Origin of the sequence: Phyllobacterium chamaecytisi (assembly GCF_020164455.1) — a bacterium.
GTDB classification, from domain to species: domain Bacteria; phylum Pseudomonadota; class Alphaproteobacteria; order Rhizobiales; family Rhizobiaceae; genus Phyllobacterium; species Phyllobacterium chamaecytisi.
Genome location: NZ_JAIQWW010000006.1, coordinates 180093 through 197677 on the forward strand (window position 1 = coordinate 180093; position 17585 = coordinate 197677).

The following is a 17585-nucleotide window of genomic DNA, read 5'->3' on the forward strand; positions in this document are numbered from 1 at the left end:
AGGAGAATCCATGTATCTTGGCCTTGATTTGGGCACGTCCGGCGTCAAGGCGCTGTTGATCGGCGAAGACCAATCGGTCATCGGATCCGGAACCGGGACGCTCGATATTTCACGACCACATTCCGGCTGGTCGGAGCAGGATCCTTCGCATTGGATCAAGGCCACCGAAGACGCAATTCAGGCGCTCAAGACCACGCATGCCAAAGAGCTTGCTGCGGTCAAAGGTATCGGCCTATCCGGCCAGATGCATGGTGCAACGCTACTCGACAGCAATGACCACGTCCTTCGCCCCTGCATCCTGTGGAATGATACCCGCAGCCACAAGGAGGCTGCCGAACTCGACAGCGATCCGAAGTTTCGGGCGCTGAGCGGCAACATTGTTTTTCCAGGCTTTACCGCACCGAAGGTCGTTTGGGTCAGGAACAACGAGCCCGAGACCTTTGCCAAGCTGCGCCGCGTGCTGTTGCCAAAAGATTATTTGCGGTTGTGGCTCACCGGGGAACATGTGTCGGAAATGTCGGATGCTGCAGGAACGTCATGGCTCGATGTCGGCAAGCGCGCGTGGTCGTCGGAGCTTCTCGCAGCAACCGACCTCGATGTCAGCCATATGCCTTCGCTGGTCGAGGGGACCGAAATCTCCGGGACTCTGAAGGCCGATATCGCTTCACGGTGGGGCATGAGAAACGTCGTCGTGATTGCGGGTGGAGCGGGCGACAATGCCGCTTCGGCCTGCGGCATGGGGACGGTCGGCGAAGGCCACGCCTTCGTCTCACTCGGAACATCCGGCGTGCTCTTTGCTGCCAATGGCTCGTATCTGCCAAATCCGCAGAGCGCGGTTCACACATTCTGCCATGCCCTACCCGATACCTGGCACCAGATGGGTGTTATCCTGTCGGCAACCGATGCCCTGAACTGGTACGCCGGCATTACATCACGCAAACCTGCCGAACTTACCGGAGAACTAGGCGATGAGCTGCGTGCACCATCCGGCGTGACATTCCTGCCCTATCTTTCCGGTGAACGTACGCCGCTGAACGATTCCGCAATTCGGGGATCGTTTCAAGGGCTTGAGCATGCCAGCGACCGCGCGGTCCTCACACAGGCAGTCTTGGAAGGCGTGGCTTTCGCATTTCGCGATTGCCTCAACGCACTTGCGGCGGCGGGCACCAAGCTCGATCGTGTTACCGCGGTCGGTGGCGGGTCACGTTCGACCTATTGGCTTAAAGCCATCGCAACTGCGCTGAATATCCCCATCGATGTGCCAGCGGACGGCGATTTCGGTGCGGCTTTCGGTGCCGCACGCCTCGGATTGATCGCCGCAGAAAAAGCTGACCCACGGGCGATTTGCGCCGCGCCTGCAACCGATTACACGATCGAACCGGAAACCAGGCTCATCGGCCATTTCGACGCGGCGTACAATCGCTACCACAATCTCTATCCAGCATTAAAAGGAGTTCAATCATGAGCAGCGGATTTTTCGGCGACGTAAAACCAGTCAAGTATGAAGGGCCGGACAGCACCAATCCGCTCGCCTATCGCTTTTACAACCCAGACGAAATCGTTCTTGGCAAACGGCTTGAGGACCATTTGAGATTTGCCGTCGCCTATTGGCATTCGTTCGTCTGGCCGGGCGGCGATCCGTTCGGCGGGCAGACCTTCGAGCGTCCCTGGTTCAACGATACGATGGATGGGGCCAAGCTCAAGGCGGATGTAGCATTCGAAATGTTCTCGATCCTCGGCGCGCCCTACTTCTGCTTTCACGATGCCGACGTGCGCCCGGAAGGCGACAGCATCGCGGAAAGCGACAAACGCCTGCATGAAATCGCCGACCACTTTGCCGGCAAGATGGAAAAGACCGGTACCAAGCTTCTGTGGGGCACCGCCAACCTCTTTTCCAACCGCCGCTACATGTCGGGCGCGGCGACCAATCCTGACCCGGATGTCTTTGCCTATGCCGCCGCGACGGTGAAAACCTGTATCGATGTGACGCAAAAGCTGAAAGGCGAGAACTACGTTCTTTGGGGCGGACGCGAAGGCTACGAAACGCTGCTTAACACCGACATGAAGCGCGAACTCGACCAGATGGGCAGGTTTTTGAGCCTCGTTGTCGACTACAAGCACAAGATCGGCTTCAAGGGCGCGATCCTGATCGAACCGAAGCCGCAGGAGCCCACCAAGCATCAGTATGACTACGATGCCGCGACGGTTTATGGCTTCCTCAAGCGCTTCGGCCTTGAGAAAGAGGTCAAGGTCAATCTGGAACAGGGCCACGCCATTCTGGCCGGGCATTCCTTCGAGCATGAAATCGCCACGGCAGCGGCGCTTGGCATTTTCGGTTCGATCGACATGAACCGTAATGATTACCAGTCCGGCTGGGATACGGATCAGTTCCCGAACAATGTCCCGGAAGTTGCCGTCGCCTATTACGAAATTCTGAAAGCCGGCGGCTTTACTTCCGGCGGCACGAATTTCGACGCCAAGCTGCGCCGCCAGTCGCTCGATCCGCAGGATTTGCTGATCGCGCATATCGGCGGCATGGATACTTGCGCGCGGGGCCTCAAGGCAGCGGCGAAGATGGTCGAGGACAAGGTTTTGACCGGGTTCGTCGATGATCGCTATGCCGGCTGGTCGAAACCAGAGGCGCAGGCCATGCTCTCGGGCAAGGTCTCGCTTGAAGAGATCGCAAAGCAAGTCAACGACAGAAACCTGCAGCCGCAGCCGCGCTCCGGACGCCAGGAATATCTCGAAAACGTCGTTAATCGCTACGTTTGACGCTACTTGTGAAAGGAATAAGTTCTCAGCTGAGAACTTATTCCTTTAGCATTTTGGGAATAGAGCTAGCGAATCTTTGTGCGGGTTCACTCCGTTTTTGCGTGAAAACGAGCTATTCTTGCGCCAAATTCGCCAAAACTTATCCCGAATTTCGTGGCGAAACCATGGCTTTTTTGTGGGGTCAGGACATAATTGACCCGCAGAACTGCGTTCTCAGATGGCACCGTCAATAACCCTCCCCCTTGTGGGGAGGGAGGCTGCGCAGCAGCAGGGAGGGGTATTTTTGCAACGCTGAGAAAGACCCCTCCCCGTCGCTTCGCTCCGTCCCTCCCCACAAGGGGGAGGGTAAGTCTCGGCGCTCTAAACGTGCTGGCCGCCGTTGATATGGATCTCGGAACCCGTCACATATGATGACGATTCGGTGCAAAGGAAGTAGATCGTTTCAGCCACCTCGGCCGTCTTACCCAGCCGCCGTAGCGGCAGATGCTCGATCATTTTGTCGGTGCCGGGGGACAAAATCGCCGTGTCGATTTCACCCGGTGCAATTGCATTGACGCGAATGCCATGCGGCCCAAAGTCTGACGCCATTTCGCGTGTGAGAGATGCCAGTGCCGCCTTGGAGGTGGCATAGGCGGTGCCCGCGAAAGGATGGACGCGGCTGCCGGCAATCGATGTCACATTCACCACCGATCCCTGCGCCGCCTCGAGTTCGGCAAAAAGCCCCCGCGCCAGCATGATAGGCGCGAAGAAGTTCACCTGGAATACGCTCATCCATGTCTGCATGGGGGTCTCGATGGAATCGAGACGGGCACCCGAACTGTTTTTCGGTGAAATACCGGCATTGTTGACCAGCGCATTGAGCTTACCGCCCTCCACGGCAAGCCTCTGCCTGATTTCGGACACCGCATGTTCGACATCGGCGGGGTCTGCGAGATCGACTTTTATGTGATCGTCGGGACCAGCCGGCCAAGGGCAATTATCGTCGAAGCTTTGGCGGGAACAGGTGATGACGCGCCAACCGGCGCGCGAGAAGCGTTTGACAGTGGCGTGGCCGATACCGCGGCTCGCGCCCGTCAGGACAAGTACCTTGCGTGGTTCTTCGTTGGTCATGGGAATACTCCGTTGCACCAGCAATAGCTTATCGCACTGCAAAATTCGAGGCATATCATTGTCGCAACGATTGATCCGCCCGGGCGAAGCCAATATCGTGGCGCGCAGATCAAGGGGGGAAGCATGAACGGATATATTCTGGCCATCGACCAGGGAACGACGTCGAGCCGCGCTATTGTTTTCGACAAGAACCGCAAGGTTGTGGGCAAGAGCCAGCAGGAATTCACACAGATCTATCCGCAATCGGGCTGGGTGGAGCATGATCCGGAAGAAATCTGGCGATCGGTACTCAAAACCTGCGAAGTGGCGATCGAGAACGCCAAGATAGAGGCTGGCGACGTTGCGGCTATAGGCATCACCAATCAGCGTGAGACGGTCATTGTCTGGGACAAGGAGACCGGCAAACCAATTCACAATGCCATCGTCTGGCAAGACAGGCGCACGGCATCGCTTTGCCAGAAGCTGAAAAAGCAGGGCCTCGAAAAGACGTTCACGAAGAAGACAGGCCTGCTGCTCGATCCGTATTTTTCCGGCACCAAGCTTTCATGGATCCTCGACAAGGTGCCCGGTGCACGCAAACGCGCGGCAAACGGCGAACTACTCTTCGGCACGGTCGATAGTTTCCTCATTTGGCGGCTGACCGGCGGCAAGGTGCATGCAACCGACGCTACGAATGCTTCGCGGACGTTGATCTTCAACATAGCGACGAATGAATGGGACAATGAGCTCCTCGAGATTCTCCGCATCCCCCGCGCCATGCTGCCAGAAGTAAAAGACTGCGCGGCAAATTACGGCGCTGCCGAAGCTGACATCTTTGGCGCTTCAATTCCCATTCTCGGTGTGGCCGGCGACCAACACGCGGCGACTATCGGGCAAGCCTGTTTCGAGCCGGGCATGTTCAAATCCACCTATGGAACCGGATGCTTTGCCGTTCTCAATACGGGCGGCGACATGGTGCTTTCGAAGAACCGGCTGCTGACGACAATTGCCTACCGTCTCAACGGCAAGACGACCTATGCCCTGGAAGGCTCGATCTTTATTGCCGGCGCTGCCGTGCAGTGGCTGCGCGACGGGTTAAAAATCATCGGCTCCGCACCCGAAACCGGCAAACTCGCCGATCAGGCAGATCCAAGCCAGAACGTCTATCTCGTTCCAGCCTTCGTCGGGCTTGGCGCGCCGCATTGGGATGCCGAGGCGCGCGGCGCGATTTATGGCCTTACCCGCAACACCGGACCGGCGGAATTTGCCCGCGCCGCTCTGGAATCGGTTGCCTATCAGACGCGCGATCTGCTCGATGCGATGCGCAAGGACTGGAAGTCTTCCGGTACGAAGACCGTTCTGCGTGTCGATGGCGGCATGGTCGCTTCCGACTGGACGATGCAACGTCTCGCCGACATTCTCGATGCGCCGGTGGATCGTCCGACGATTCTCGAAACGACAGCACTCGGAGCCGCATGGCTGGCGGGTTCGAAGGCGGGCATCTGGCCGGGCAAGCGCGATTTCGCCAAGACCTGGGAACGCGACATACGGTTTGTGCCGAAAATGGACGACAAGACGCGCAAGGCCAAAATTGCAGGATGGCGGACGGCGGTGAAGCGGACTTTGACGAGTTAGCACCTGAAGAATGGCGGGGCTGGTGCTAGACTATGTTGCCAGCGATTCCGCCAAACCCTCCCCCTTGTGGGGAGGGAGGCTGCGTAGCAGCAGGGAGGGGCTTAATTAGCCTCTCGACTTTGTAAGAAAGACCCCTCCCCGTCGCTTCGCTCCGTCCCTCCCCACAAGGGGGAGGGTAAGGGGGCGACGTTGGCGCTACGCATATAAATCCAAATCAATTGCCCATGATCAGATCGAACAGCGTCGTCTTGCGGCCCTTGTGGCCAACCTCGCCGGGAGGCACGGGCCGGGTTGAGCCGGTTTGATCCCCGAGATCCGCAGGAGGAACCGGGCCGACCGGATCGAGTTGCGCGGAAGGCACGCCCTCGGCGGCTGGTACTGTTGGATCAACCCCGGAAGAGGGCAAGATATCGTTGCCGTCATTGACTTGCTGATGCAGCTGATAATCACCCGGCAACTGCGCCACCGGCACGCCCTTGTGTGCAGCGACCATGAAGTCTTTCCATGCGATGGCTGGCAGGGAGCCGCCGGTGATCTTCTTCGTCGGCTTGCCGTCATCATTGCCGAACCAGACGCCGGTCGTCAGGTTCGATGTGTAGCCGATGAACCAGGCATCGCGGAAGTTCTGGCTAGTGCCGGTCTTGCCCGCCGCCGGCCAGCCGAATTTGGCTTTCGTCGCCGTCCCCGTATCGACTGTCTGGCGCAGCATGGCATTCATCATGCCGACGTTGCGCGGGTCGATGACACGGTCTGTAGCCGTGTTCTTGTGCTGGTACAGGACCTTGCCTTCATTGGTCGTCACGCGGCGGATGATATAGGGCGGCGCCCTGTAGCCGCCATTGGCAAACGGCACGAAAGAATCGGTCAGTTCCAGAAGTGTGACTTCCGACGTTCCAAGTGCCAGTGAAGCATTTGCCGTGAGGTTCGATTCGATGCCAAGGCGATGGGCTGTCGACACGACTGTCGTCGGGCCGACCTCCATCACAAGCTGCGCCGAAACCGAATTCAGCGAGCGCGCCAGGGCTTCAGCCAAGGTGACCTTGCCGAAATATTTGCCGTTGAAGTTGCCGGGCGTCCAGTTGCCGATGCGGATGGGCGCGTCGTTGCGTACGGATTCGGGTGTGAACCCTTGCTCGAGCGCGGATAGATAGACAAACGGCTTGAACGCCGAGCCCGGTTGACGCTTGGCCTCGCTGGCACGATCGAACTGGCTGTTGGCATAATCATAGCCGCCGACCAGCGCCCGCACCGCGCCCGTACCATCCACCGAAACCAGCGCACCCTGCGAGACGTTGAGTTTCTCGCCATTCTTGCTGATCAGATCGCGGATCGACGCCTCGCCGAGCTTTTGCAGCCCGAGATCGACAGTGGTGTCGACGATCATATCGCTGCGGACGTCGCCGATCAGATCCGGCAGGTCTTCCATGACCCGGTCGGCAACATATTGCTCCGAACCGCTCCAATAGGAGGCGGCGCGGGTTGCCGGCTGTTTCATGGCGAAGTTGAGTTCCTTGTCGCCGATCATGCCCTGTTCGCGCATGGCCGCGAGCACAAGCTGCGACCGTTCACGCGCGGCTTTCGGATCACGCGCAGGCGACAGGCGCGATGGTGCCTTCAACAGCCCGGCGATCAATGCGGCTTCCGGCAAGGTCACTTCCTTGGCCGATTTGTTGAAGTAACGCCGGGAGGCTGCGGCAACGCCATAGGAACCGGAACCAAGATAAACCCGGTTCAGATACATTTCGAGAATTTGATCCTTGGTGTATTTCTGCTCGAGCCAGAGGGCGAGCATGACTTCCTGCACCTTGCGTTCGATGGTGCGGTCCGGCGTCAGGAAAAGGTTCTTGGCCAGCTGCTGGGTGATGGTCGAGCCGCCCTGGACAAGCCGTCCGGACATGACATTGGCAACCATGGCACGCGTGAAGCCGATCGGATCAACGCCAAAATGCGAATAGAACCGGCGATCCTCGATGGCGACGACAGCTTCCGGCAGATAGGGCGACATATCATGCAGACTGATCGCCTCGCCGCCCGAAGCGCCGCGATTGGCGATCAGATCACCCTCGACCGAAACGATCTTGACGTTGGGCGGACGATCGGGAATGGCCCATGTGGTCGTCTGCGGCATCTTTGCGGCGAAATAAATGACCGTGCCCGCCAAGGCTATGCCGCCCCAGATGCACAGAACGAATAACCAATAGACCAGACGGCGCAGCGCACCGAAAAACCCGCCTCCGCTGCGGACGCGACGCGATTTGCCTCGTTGCGATTTAGCCGGTTTGCGTGCCGTCTTGCGTTTTGCCACAGGCCTGTCCTCCGGATCTGCGCGCAAATCATCGCCCGAACGGCGGTCCGTACCGAACCCCGGCTCAATGCGCTGTCTGCCCTTGTCGCGTGATGCCATTGATGAGAAGTCCCGCCCCGATGAGCCCGAATAGTTGCAAGCGCCCCGTTGCAGGGTAAATGCGGCGATTTAAGGTGCGGTTAAGACCGGACTTGCGATTTGGATCGAGGACTATCGCGCGATTGAGAAACCGGCCAACCGGGGTTAGTCTGACACGTGCAATCTCACGGAGTACATTATGCGTTTTGTCGTTTTTGCAGGCTTGGTGGTGATTTTGAGCGGTTGTGGCGGTGGCGCGTTCCAGAGGCTCAATCCAAACCCTGACGCGGAAGCGCAATATCGCCTCGGCGGCTGTCAGCTGCGTGGACATGGCGTTTGCAAGGACCTGCAGGAATCCTCTGTTCCCAGCCAATAAACGTAATAATTTCGGGGATTTCGCATAAAAATTATCGCGCGCGTAAAATATTATTTTGCGGCCCTTGAAAACTTGCCCGGGTGGTTCTACTTTAATCCTTGCGTAACGAGTGGTTCTCCTCCCATTTTCACTCGTTGCGTGTTCCCCTCTGGACGCTTTAGCGTTCACAATTCGCCGGGCTTCTGCCCGGCTTTTTTGTTTCTTCGATTTCGCTCTGTTATCACCCGAATTTTACTTTCCCTTCTCAATTTTCGCGTATCAAAGGGAAATGGGTTCTGGGGTACAAAAAGTTATGAGCACGGGTGAAAAAGCGCGCGTCGATTGGGTCGACATCGCCAAGGGTATCTGCATCATCTTTGTCGTGATGATGCATTCGGTGCTTGGCGTCGAGAACGAAGCCGGTGCGCGCGGCTGGATGCACCCTGTCGTTGCTTTCGCCCAGCCTTTCCGCATGCCGGATTTCTTCATGATCTCGGGTTTGTTTCTTGGCCTTGTCATCGACCGCTCGTGGTTGCGCTATGCCGATCGCAAGATCGTGCACTTCGCCTATTTCTACGTGCTTTGGCTGACCATCCAGTTCCTGTTCAAGGCGCCGGGCATCGTGGCGGAGAACGGTACAGGGGGAGCGTTATCCGCCTATCTGCTAGCCTTCATCCAGCCATTCGGCACGTTGTGGTTCATCTATCTCCTGCCGGTTTTCTTTGTCGTCACGCGCCTCGTCAAAGGCGTCAATGTCTGGCTGGTCCTGCTGATCGCTGCCGTGCTCGAAACATTGCCGATCCATACAGGCTGGCTGGTGGTCGATGAATTCTGCAGCCGTTTCGTTTATTTCTTCGCTGGCTATGCATTTGCGCCGGCGATATTCCGCCTAGCCGAATGGCTGCGGCAGCGGCCCGTTACCGCCCTCCTCATCCTTGGCGTATGGGCATTGATCAATGGCTTGCTGGTGTTCACGCCCGCTTCCGAGGCTTTCGCCGCCTGGATACCCGCGGAGGCCTATACGTCGGGCGGACTCGGCGGGTGGGCTAACGTGCCGCTGATCTCACTTGCGGCTGGAGGTGCCGGAGCGCTGGCGATCGTGTCCGTTTCCGCGCTGATTGCCCACATGGCGCAGTCGTGGGAAGCCGTCGTGAAACCGCTGCGCTGGCTCGGAGCGCATTCGATCGTTGTTTATCTCGCCTTCTTTCTGCCGATGGCGCTGGCTCGTACCATTCTCCTGAAGAGCGGCATTATCACCGATATAGGAACGATCTCGCTTCTGACCGTCATCTGCGGCGTGATCGGTCCAGTGGTTCTCTATTTGCTGATCCAGTGGAGCGGCTATGGCCAGTTTCTGTTCAAGCGGCCGCAATGGGCCCATATCGATCGGGCTCCGGCTCCAAGAGGGGCGCTGGCTTCAGCTGAATAATTAGCTGTGGGCGAAGATATCCTGCTCGTCCCATCCCATCAGATCGAGCCTGGAGCGGGTTGGCAAGAACTCGAAACAAGCGGCCGCTTCCTCGGAACGCCCATCGCGAATGAGCCGCTGCTGCAGGATCGTGCGCAAGCGGTGCAGATAGAGTACATCTGAAGCGGCATATTCAAGCTGCGCCTGCGACAGGTCGGGGGCGCCCCAATCCGATGATTGCTGCTGCTTGGAGAGATTGACTTCCAAAAGCTCGCTGCAGAGATCCTTCAGGCCATGGCGGTCCGTGTATGTCCGCACCAGACGCGAGGCGATCTTCGTACAGAACACCGGCTTCGGCATGACCCCAAAAGCGTGGAAAAGCACAGCCAGATCAAATCGTCCGAAATGAAAAATCTTGGTGATGGCGTCATCGCCAAGCAATTTGACGAGATTGGGCGCCGCCGTCTGACCCTTGTCGATCTGGATAACATCCGCCGAACCATTGCCCGGTGATATTTGCACGACACAGAGCCGGTCGCGATGCGGATTGAGCCCGAGCGTTTCGGTGTCGATGGCGACGGCATCGACCTGGTAGTGCTTGAGGTCGGGCAGATCATTGCGGTGAAAGCGGATTGTCATCGTCGTTTCCTGTCACACTTTTCCTGGAATTGCCAAAGCGTCTAGTATGCGCGCCCAGGAGCGCTGACCCTTATGGAAAGAGGTCAGCTCATATTTCTCATTCGGTGAGTGGATGCGGTCATCCTCCAGCCCGAAGCCCACGAGCAGCGATTCCATGCCGAGCATACGCTGAAAATCCCCGACGATCGGAATTGATCCGCCCATGGCGATCAAAACGGCAGGCTTCGGCCACTCGTCGCTCAAAGCGTTCTTTGCCTTGCTCAGCAGCGGCGATTCGTAGGAAAGCTGAATTGCGGGCGACGCACCGTGCTCGTGGAACTCGACCGAGCAATCGGCAGGAACACGTTCGCGGACGAAGGCACGGAAAGCTTCGCGGATTTTCGCCGGATCCTGCTTGTGCACAAGCCGAAACGACACTTTGGCAGAGGCTTCGGCTGCGATCACGGTTTTGAAGCCCTTCCCCGTATAGCCGCCGGTGATGCCATTGAATTCGGCTGTCGGGCGAGCCCAGATCAGTTCGAGGAGCGAACGGCCCTTTTCTCCGGATGGTATCGAAAGGCCGACTGGCCCCAGGAAATTCTCCGGCGTGGCATCGAGCCCCTTCCACATCTGCAGTATCTGCGTCGGCGTTTCCTCAACGCCGTCATAGAAGCCAGGAATGGTCACCGCGCCATTCTCGTCGTGAATATCGGCAAGAATCTTGGTGAGGATGCGGATCGGATTGGCGGCAGCGCCACCAAACATGCCGGAATGAAGATCGCGATCCGCAGCCTTGATGACGATTTCTTCGCCGACAAGACCACGCAGACCAACCGAGATCGCCGGTGTCTCTCCGTCCCACATGCCCGTATCGCAGACGAGAGCAAAATCCGCCTTCAATTCGTCCCGGTGAGTGTCGAGAAACGGCTTCAGCGATGGCGAACCTGATTCCTCTTCGCCTTCGAAGAGAATAGAAATCTTGACCGGCAACTTGCCATGCACTTGCTTGTAGGCGCGGCAAGCTTCGACGAACGTCATCAGCTGGCCCTTGTCGTCGGATGTGCCGCGACCCGTCAAGATCTTGCGGCCATTACCGACGTCCTTGATCGCCGGTTCGAAAGGATCGTGATCCCACAGATTGAGTGGATCGACCGGCTGCACGTCGTAGTGGCCATAGAACAGTACATGGGGAGCGTCGGCGCCTGGACCTTCATGATGGCCGACGACCATGGGATGGCCGGGTGTGTCGCGGACGCTGGCTTCAAAGCCTATCGATTTCAGATCGGCAGCCAGCCATTCGGCAGCTTTGCGGCACTCGGATTTAAAGGCGGGATCGGTTGAGATGGACTTGATTTTCAGGAGTTCGAAAAGTCGCTCCAGACTTTTGTCCAAATTATTATCGAGCGTATTCAACACAGGTTCGAGAGCTGACATGCTATTTCCTGATTCTGGCCGGAATTCGTGAAGGGAGTTCTTCTTAGCGCATTTTGAATGCGGCGGCACATAAAATTGCTGCGTCCCATTGCGCAAAAGAAACGGAATTGGATAGCTTTGATCGAGCAGATCAGGAGCAGTGCGATGGATGTAACGCTAGTCGCCGCAACCCTGTTGGCCCGAAACGATCAATCAAACGAGATGCGGAGGCCGTCTTTGGAACACTACAGACCACGCATTGGAAAATGCGGGGCGCGCTCTTCACCCTTGGAACCTCATCAAATCGAGCGGGCAACCCGCAATGAGCCGCCCGCCGCACTGTAACGCATTCCCTCGTCAGTTCCCCGGCTTGTTCTTGATCGCAGCTTCGATCTGCCTCTTCACAGCGTCGAGGTTGAAGGACGCCGGGTCCTGCATCGGTGGGTAGTCAATCCCCGTCAGGGCCAGTTTACCAACCTCCTGCTGAACACTGACGAACCGCCAGAACTCGCGCGCAAAGAAGTCATTCATGTAGCCTCCACCGAGGTCATTGAGGCTCTGCTGGCCTATCGATGGTGTGCGCTCAAATGGGTCCTGACGGATATTGACCATGGTCGGCATGTCCGTTGTAACCTTTCCACCGGGCCATCCCTGCGGCTGTTGGTAGAACTGGAACTTGAAGTCGCCGATGCGAACTGCACCCAGTTGCGGGCCACCGAAGTAGAAAAATTCCTGGCGGGCGGACGGGCCCTTGCCCTGCAGCAGGTCTGTCTGGTTGTAGCCGTCGAGGTGGTTCTTGTAGGTGTTCTCGCCCAGCTTCACGCCCTTCAGAAGTTCGTCGGTGATGTTGGGTCTGCCAGCTGCGGCCGCGAGCGTGGGGAACCAATCGAGAGCCGAGAAAATACCATTCTCGACCGTGCCCGCCTTGACCTTGCCGGGCCAGCGGATGATCGCCGGGGCGCGGAAGCCGCCTTCCATCACGGTGCCCTTGGTGCCCTTGAACGGGGTCATGCCGCCGTCGGGCCAGGTAAATACTTCAGCGCCATTATCGGTGGTGAAGACGACAATGGTGTTGTCGGTCGCACCCGCATCCTCAACACATTTCAGGACAGCGCCAACGCTGTCATCCAATTGTGCCATTCCGGCTTCTTCGAGACCGTAGTTGGTGTCGCTGTTCATCATCGCCTGGTACTTTGGCGACAGAAACGTCCAGACGTGCATGCGCGTCGTGTTGTGCCAGACAAAAAACGGCTTTCCGTCGGTCTTGGCCTTGTCCATGAAGTCGCACGAAGCCTTGACCAGCACTTCGTCGAACGTGCCCATGTCATATTTGGCCTTGGGGGTTACGTCGTGCATGTTGGGCACATTAGACATGTCGGGATAGGGTGCCAGCGGGCCCTCATCCACGATCTTCTGCTTGCCAACCTTGCCCCAACGCGGCTGCTCGGTCGCATCGTCCGTGTCCGTCGCAAAACTATGCACCAGGTTGCGCGGGCCGACTTTGTCACGGTACGACTGGTCGTTCGGGAAGGAATACCAATAGGGATCAGACATCGCGTCGAGGTGATACAGATAGCCGAAGAACTCATCAAAGCCATGCAGCGTTGGCAGGAACTTGTTCAGATCGCCGAGATGGTTCTTGCCGAACTGACCCGTGGCATAGCCCTCGGTTTTGAGCGCGGCTGCGATGGTTGCGGCCTTGTCCGGCATGCCGACGTTTGCGCCAGCCTGACCGACGGTCGTCAGGCCTGTGCGCAACGGGATTTCACCCGTGATGAAACTCGCCCGGCCCGCCGTACAACTCGCCTCGGCATAATAGTCGGTGAACATCATGCCATCAGACGCCAGCTTGTCGAGGTTTGGCGTTTTCCCAGACATTATCCCCCGATGGTAGGCACCGATATTGAACCAACCAACATCGTCACCCATGATGACGAGGATATTGGGTTTCTTGTCTTGAGCTTGCGCCCCAGCGATAGCGCTGGATGCCAGTGCAACAGCTAGCGCCAAGCATTTCAGGCTTCTCTTAATCATGACCGCTCTCCTCCGTTTTGTGGCCTGTGCGGCGGCCGGAACAGACATAATGCGAGATGGGCTAGACTGATGGGGTATAAAACATTCGCTCTCAAAAACGTCGCTGAACCAAGAAAAATTGGCGGCGTTTAGCCTCTATCTCGGCAGGGCACAGTTCCTATGAATATGCCATCTATAACGCTCAGCTCTCCGGGCTGGGTGCTGGTGGCTGCGATAGCATCTAAGGATATTGGATAGCGGTAAAGTACGTAACCGTAACATTCGTCCGCGAACCGAAAAATACTTGGTTTTAAACTGGAAACGTCAAGTAGTCGAAGTTCGCCAAATAGCATTCAAATTTGCAAGATCCTAAAACAATCAACGCAAGGTCATTATTTTTCAGCCACATAGAACCTGGTTGGTTGTCTTTGCTACCCAATGCCCAAAAGAAATGGCCGCCGTGGCGGGGGGACCACAGGCGACCAGATCACTACACTCACTTTGCGGTCAACCCTGGAGAGGGGGATGAGGCTGGCCGCAAGTCCGGTGTTAGGCGGGGGACGAGCCTTATAAACCGGACATCGATCTAACGTCGACAAGTATGGATTTGGGGGGCAAACCGTGGCAATTCAAGGGCACAAGAGATTACATATTTGTAACAAAGGTGTGATGCGCAAATGTCAGGATGATTATGTTTCCAAGGGTAGTTTCCGCGAAACCGAAAGACACCGCATTCCCTTTTTCCCGATCATCATTTAATCGTAGGCGCCATGAAAAAAGGTGATCATCTCTTCCTCGTCGACGGTTCCGGTTATATCTTCAGAGCCTATCACGCATTACCTCCTCTGACCCGCAAATCCGACGGTTTGCCGGTTGGCGCTGTGTCGGGTTTCTGCAACATGCTGTGGAAGCTGCTACGGGAAGCGCGCGACACATCCGTGCGCGATACGCCCACACACTTTGCCGTGATCTTCGATTATTCGTCGCATACATTCCGCAAGGAAATCTATCCGGAATACAAGGCAAACCGCTCGGCACCGCCGGAAGATCTCATTCCGCAGTTCGGTTTGATCCGCCAGGCAACCAAGGCCTTCAACCTGCCTTGCATCGAAAAGGACGGCTACGAGGCGGACGATCTGATCGCCACCTATGCCCGCCAGGCCGAAGCGGTCGGCGCGGAGGTCACCATCATCTCTTCCGACAAGGATCTGATGCAGCTCGTCACGCCGCTGGTAACGATGTACGACAGCATGAAAGACAAGCAGATCCGTATCCCCGATGTCATCGAGAAATGGGGCGTGCCGCCTGAGAAGATGATCGACCTGCAGGCGATGACCGGCGACTCAACCGATAATGTGCCGGGAATTCCAGGCATCGGACCGAAAACGGCAGCGCAGTTGCTGGAAGAATTCGGCGATCTCGATACGCTGCTTGCAAGGGCCGGCGAGATCAAGCAGCAAAAGCGGCGCGAGAACATTATCCAGTATGCGGAACAGGCCCGCATCTCCCGCCAGTTGGTAACTTTGAAGACGGACACCCCGGTCGACGTCGGCATCGAGGATTTTAGCCTTGAACCTCAAAACGGCCCCAAGCTGGTCGCCTTTCTCAAGGCAATGGAGTTCAATGCGCTGACGCGGCGGGCGGCAGAGGCAACGGGCGTCGAGGCCAGCGAGATCGAACCGGCAAACGTGCTCATCCAGGCTGTTGCAGAGGCGCACGGACCGGACCTTGATATCGCATCCGAAGACGGTCCCCCCAGCCCGCCAAAACCGGCTGCATCAGCACCGAGCCGCGCCAAGCCAGCTTTTGGCAATGTAGAGGGGACACCAGCCGACCTGGTGAAATCCCGCACCGACCAGGCGCTTGCAGCCAAGATCGATCGCAGTTCGTACGCGACCATTCGGGACGTTGCTGCACTGCAGGTCTGGATCGACGAAGCGATGGCATCGGGTGTCATCGCTTTCGACACGGAAACCACGTCCGCAGACCCGATGCAGACCGAAGTCGTTGGGCTGTCGCTGGCGACGCGGCCGGGACGTGCCGCCTATATCCCGATCAATCACGTATCAGGCGACGGCGATCTCCTCGGCGGTGGGCTGATCGAGCACCAGATACCCGAGCGCGAAGTGTTTCGCATGTTGAAGCCGCTTCTCGAAGACGCGTCGGTCCTCAAGATAGCGCACAGCATGAAATATGAGTGGCTGGTGATGCACCGCTACGGCATCGATCTTCATCCACTCGACGATACGATGCTCATCTCCTATGTGCTCGATGCCGGTGAAGGCAGTCACAGCATGGACAGTCTTTGCGATCGCTGGCTGGGCCACAAGCCTCTCGCCCACAAGGAGTTGATCGGCTCGGGCAAGTCATCGGTCACCTTCGACAAGGTTTCCATCGAGCGGGCAACGGAATATGCGGCGGAAGATGCCGATGTCACCTTGCAGCTCTGGCGTCTGCTAAAGCCTCGTCTCGTCGCTGACGGGCTGATGTCGGTGTATGAGCGGCTGGAGCGGCCACTTATTCCTGTGCTTGCACGCATGGAAGAGCGCGGCATTTCCGTCGATCGGCAGATACTTTCGCGCCTGTCCGGTGATCTCGCCCAATCCGCCGCAGCGATCGAGGAGGACATTTACCGGCTCGCCGGCGAGAAGATCAATATCGGCTCACCAAAGCAGATGGGCGATATCCTGTTTGGCAAGATGGGCCTGCCCGGCGGTTCCAAGACGAAGACCGGGCAATGGTCCACATCGGCCCAACTCCTTGAAGATCTTGCTGCGGAGGGTCACGAGCTGCCACGCAAGATCGTCGACTGGCGTCAGCTTACGAAGCTCAAATCGACCTATACGGACGCCCTGCCCGGCTATATCAACCCGCGGACCAAACGCGTGCACACCTCATACGCCATGGCGGCGACCTCTACAGGCCGCCTCTCATCTTCCGAGCCGAACCTGCAGAACATTCCGGTGCGCACGAGCGAGGGCCGCAAGATCCGCACCGCCTTTATTGCCGAGCCGGGAAACAAGCTGATTTCCGCCGATTACAGCCAGATCGAATTGCGGGTGCTGGCGCATGTCGCCGAAATTCCGCAACTGACGCAAGCTTTTGCCGATGGCATCGACATTCACGCCATGACGGCTTCCGAAATGTTCGGCGTGCCGGTGAAGGATATGCCTTCGGAGGTTCGGCGCCGCGCCAAGGCGATCAACTTCGGTATCATCTATGGCATTTCGGCTTTCGGTCTCGCCAATCAGCTGTCCATTCCGCGCGAGGAGGCCGGCCAATATATCCGCACCTATTTCGATCGTTTTCCGGGGATCAAGGATTACATGGAAGCGACGAAAGCCTTCGCCCGCCAGCATGGTTATGTCGAGACGATCTTCGGCCGGCGCGCGCACTATCCGGAGATACGGTCGTCCAACCCGACACATAGGGCATTCAACGAGCGCGCCGCGATCAATGCGCCGATCCAGGGCTCAGCAGCCGATATCATTCGCCGGGCGATGGTGCGCATGGAACCAGCCTTGGATGAAGCCAAGCTCTCGGCGCGCATGCTCCTGCAGGTGCATGACGAACTGATCTTCGAGACTGCCGAGGAAGAGGTCGAGGCGACGATCCCGGTCATCCGCCATGTGATGGAGAATGCCGCCATGCCTGCGGTGTCGTTGTCAGTGCCGCTGCATGTTGATGCGCGGGCGGCGCATAACTGGGATGAAGCGCATTAGAGACTCGTCTTATCTCCCCCCTTGTGGGGGAGAATGTGATTTCAGCATCTTAGCCCTTGCTAAGTGCTAGAAATCACAAGAGAGGGGATAGTGAATTATGGTCCAGATCCCCTCACTTGGATTTTCTAAGAATTTAGCAAAGAGGCTAAATCCAAGAAAATCCTATCTCTCCCACAA

At 57.5% G+C, this 17585-nt stretch carries 11 protein-coding genes; 5 read left to right on the plus strand and 6 right to left on the minus strand.

Translation table 11 applies throughout. From position 1 onward, the window contains the following. The first annotated feature begins 10 nt into the window (after nucleotides 1-10). Nucleotides 11-1465: a xylulokinase gene (gene xylB, locus LB462_RS11695; RefSeq protein WP_224508008.1), complete on the plus strand. Its 1455-nt coding sequence runs from the start codon at nucleotides 11-13 to the stop codon at nucleotides 1463-1465. Next, nucleotides 1462-2772 (plus strand): xylose isomerase, encoded by a 1311-nt coding sequence (xylA, locus tag LB462_RS11700; protein WP_224508010.1) that lies wholly within the window; start codon nucleotides 1462-1464, stop codon nucleotides 2770-2772. The genes xylB and xylA overlap by 4 nt, the downstream gene beginning before the upstream one ends. A 360-nt stretch (nucleotides 2773-3132) precedes the next feature. On the opposite strand, the gene LB462_RS11705 is transcribed toward xylA, so the two are convergent. Continuing rightward, nucleotides 3133-3936: an SDR family NAD(P)-dependent oxidoreductase gene (locus LB462_RS11705; RefSeq protein WP_224508012.1), complete on the minus strand. Its 804-nt coding sequence runs from the start codon at nucleotides 3934-3936 to the stop codon at nucleotides 3133-3135. 69 nt (nucleotides 3937-4005) lie between these two features. On the opposite strand from LB462_RS11705, the gene glpK reads away from it, so the two are divergent. Next, complete coding sequence (glpK, locus tag LB462_RS11710) at nucleotides 4006-5496, plus strand: glycerol kinase GlpK (protein ID WP_224508014.1); 1491 nt, start codon at nucleotides 4006-4008, stop codon at nucleotides 5494-5496. 214 nt (nucleotides 5497-5710) lie between these two features. Here glpK and LB462_RS11715 read toward each other — a convergent pair whose 3' ends face one another. After that, nucleotides 5711-7900, minus strand: a complete 2190-nt coding sequence (locus tag LB462_RS11715; protein WP_224508016.1) for a transglycosylase domain-containing protein — start codon at nucleotides 7898-7900, stop codon at nucleotides 5711-5713. Continuing rightward, entirely contained in the window at nucleotides 7866-8210 is a 345-nt protein-coding gene (locus LB462_RS11720) for a hypothetical protein (RefSeq protein ID WP_224508018.1), read from the minus strand. The genes LB462_RS11715 and LB462_RS11720 overlap by 35 nt, the downstream gene beginning before the upstream one ends. A 337-nt stretch (nucleotides 8211-8547) precedes the next feature. On the opposite strand from LB462_RS11720, the gene LB462_RS11725 reads away from it, so the two are divergent. After that, nucleotides 8548-9663 carry an acyltransferase family protein gene (locus LB462_RS11725; RefSeq protein ID WP_224508020.1) on the plus strand — a complete coding sequence of 372 codons (1116 nt, stop codon included), beginning with the start codon at nucleotides 8548-8550 and terminating at the stop codon, nucleotides 9661-9663. On the opposite strand, the gene LB462_RS11730 is transcribed toward LB462_RS11725, so the two are convergent. The 3 genes from LB462_RS11730 to LB462_RS11740 form a co-directional block, all read right to left on the minus strand. Further along, nucleotides 9664-10281, minus strand: a complete 618-nt coding sequence (locus LB462_RS11730; RefSeq protein WP_112525573.1) for a ribonuclease D — start codon at nucleotides 10279-10281, stop codon at nucleotides 9664-9666. A 12-nt stretch (nucleotides 10282-10293) separates the two neighbouring features. Next, complete coding sequence (locus LB462_RS11735; protein ID WP_224508022.1) at nucleotides 10294-11694, minus strand: M20/M25/M40 family metallo-hydrolase; 1401 nt, start codon at nucleotides 11692-11694, stop codon at nucleotides 10294-10296. Nucleotides 11695-12030: 336 nt separating this feature from the next. After that, nucleotides 12031-13707, minus strand: coding sequence for an arylsulfatase (locus LB462_RS11740; RefSeq protein WP_224508024.1), 1677 nt, complete (start codon nucleotides 13705-13707; stop codon nucleotides 12031-12033). 749 nt (nucleotides 13708-14456) lie between these two features. Here LB462_RS11740 and polA point away from each other — a divergent pair. Beyond that, nucleotides 14457-17408 (plus strand): DNA polymerase I, encoded by a 2952-nt coding sequence (polA, locus tag LB462_RS11745; RefSeq protein ID WP_224508026.1) that lies wholly within the window; start codon nucleotides 14457-14459, stop codon nucleotides 17406-17408. Nucleotides 17409-17585 lie beyond the last annotated feature (177 nt).

What these genes read in the sequence shown, in the direction of transcription:
- xylB (WP_224508008.1), top strand. Translation starts at nt 11, where the DNA reads ATGTATCTTGGCCTTGATTTGGGCACGTCCGGCGTCAAGGCGCTGTTG.
- xylA (WP_224508010.1), top strand. Translation starts at nt 1,462, where the DNA reads ATGAGCAGCGGATTTTTCGGCGACGTAAAACCAGTCAAGTATGAAGGG.
- LB462_RS11705 (WP_224508012.1), bottom strand. Translation starts at nt 3,936, where the DNA reads ATGCCTCGAATTTTGCAGTGCGATAAGCTATTGCTGGTGCAACGGAGT.
- glpK (WP_224508014.1), top strand. Translation starts at nt 4,006, where the DNA reads ATGAACGGATATATTCTGGCCATCGACCAGGGAACGACGTCGAGCCGC.
- LB462_RS11715 (WP_224508016.1), bottom strand. Translation starts at nt 7,900, where the DNA reads ATGGCATCACGCGACAAGGGCAGACAGCGCATTGAGCCGGGGTTCGGT.
- LB462_RS11720 (WP_224508018.1), bottom strand. Translation starts at nt 8,210, where the DNA reads ATGTCCACGCAGCTGACAGCCGCCGAGGCGATATTGCGCTTCCGCGTC.
- LB462_RS11725 (WP_224508020.1), top strand. Translation starts at nt 8,548, where the DNA reads ATGAGCACGGGTGAAAAAGCGCGCGTCGATTGGGTCGACATCGCCAAG.
- LB462_RS11730 (WP_112525573.1), bottom strand. Translation starts at nt 10,281, where the DNA reads ATGACAATCCGCTTTCACCGCAATGATCTGCCCGACCTCAAGCACTAC.
- LB462_RS11735 (WP_224508022.1), bottom strand. Translation starts at nt 11,694, where the DNA reads ATGTCAGCTCTCGAACCTGTGTTGAATACGCTCGATAATAATTTGGAC.
- LB462_RS11740 (WP_224508024.1), bottom strand. Translation starts at nt 13,707, where the DNA reads ATGATTAAGAGAAGCCTGAAATGCTTGGCGCTAGCTGTTGCACTGGCA.
- polA (WP_224508026.1), top strand. Translation starts at nt 14,457, where the DNA reads ATGAAAAAAGGTGATCATCTCTTCCTCGTCGACGGTTCCGGTTATATC.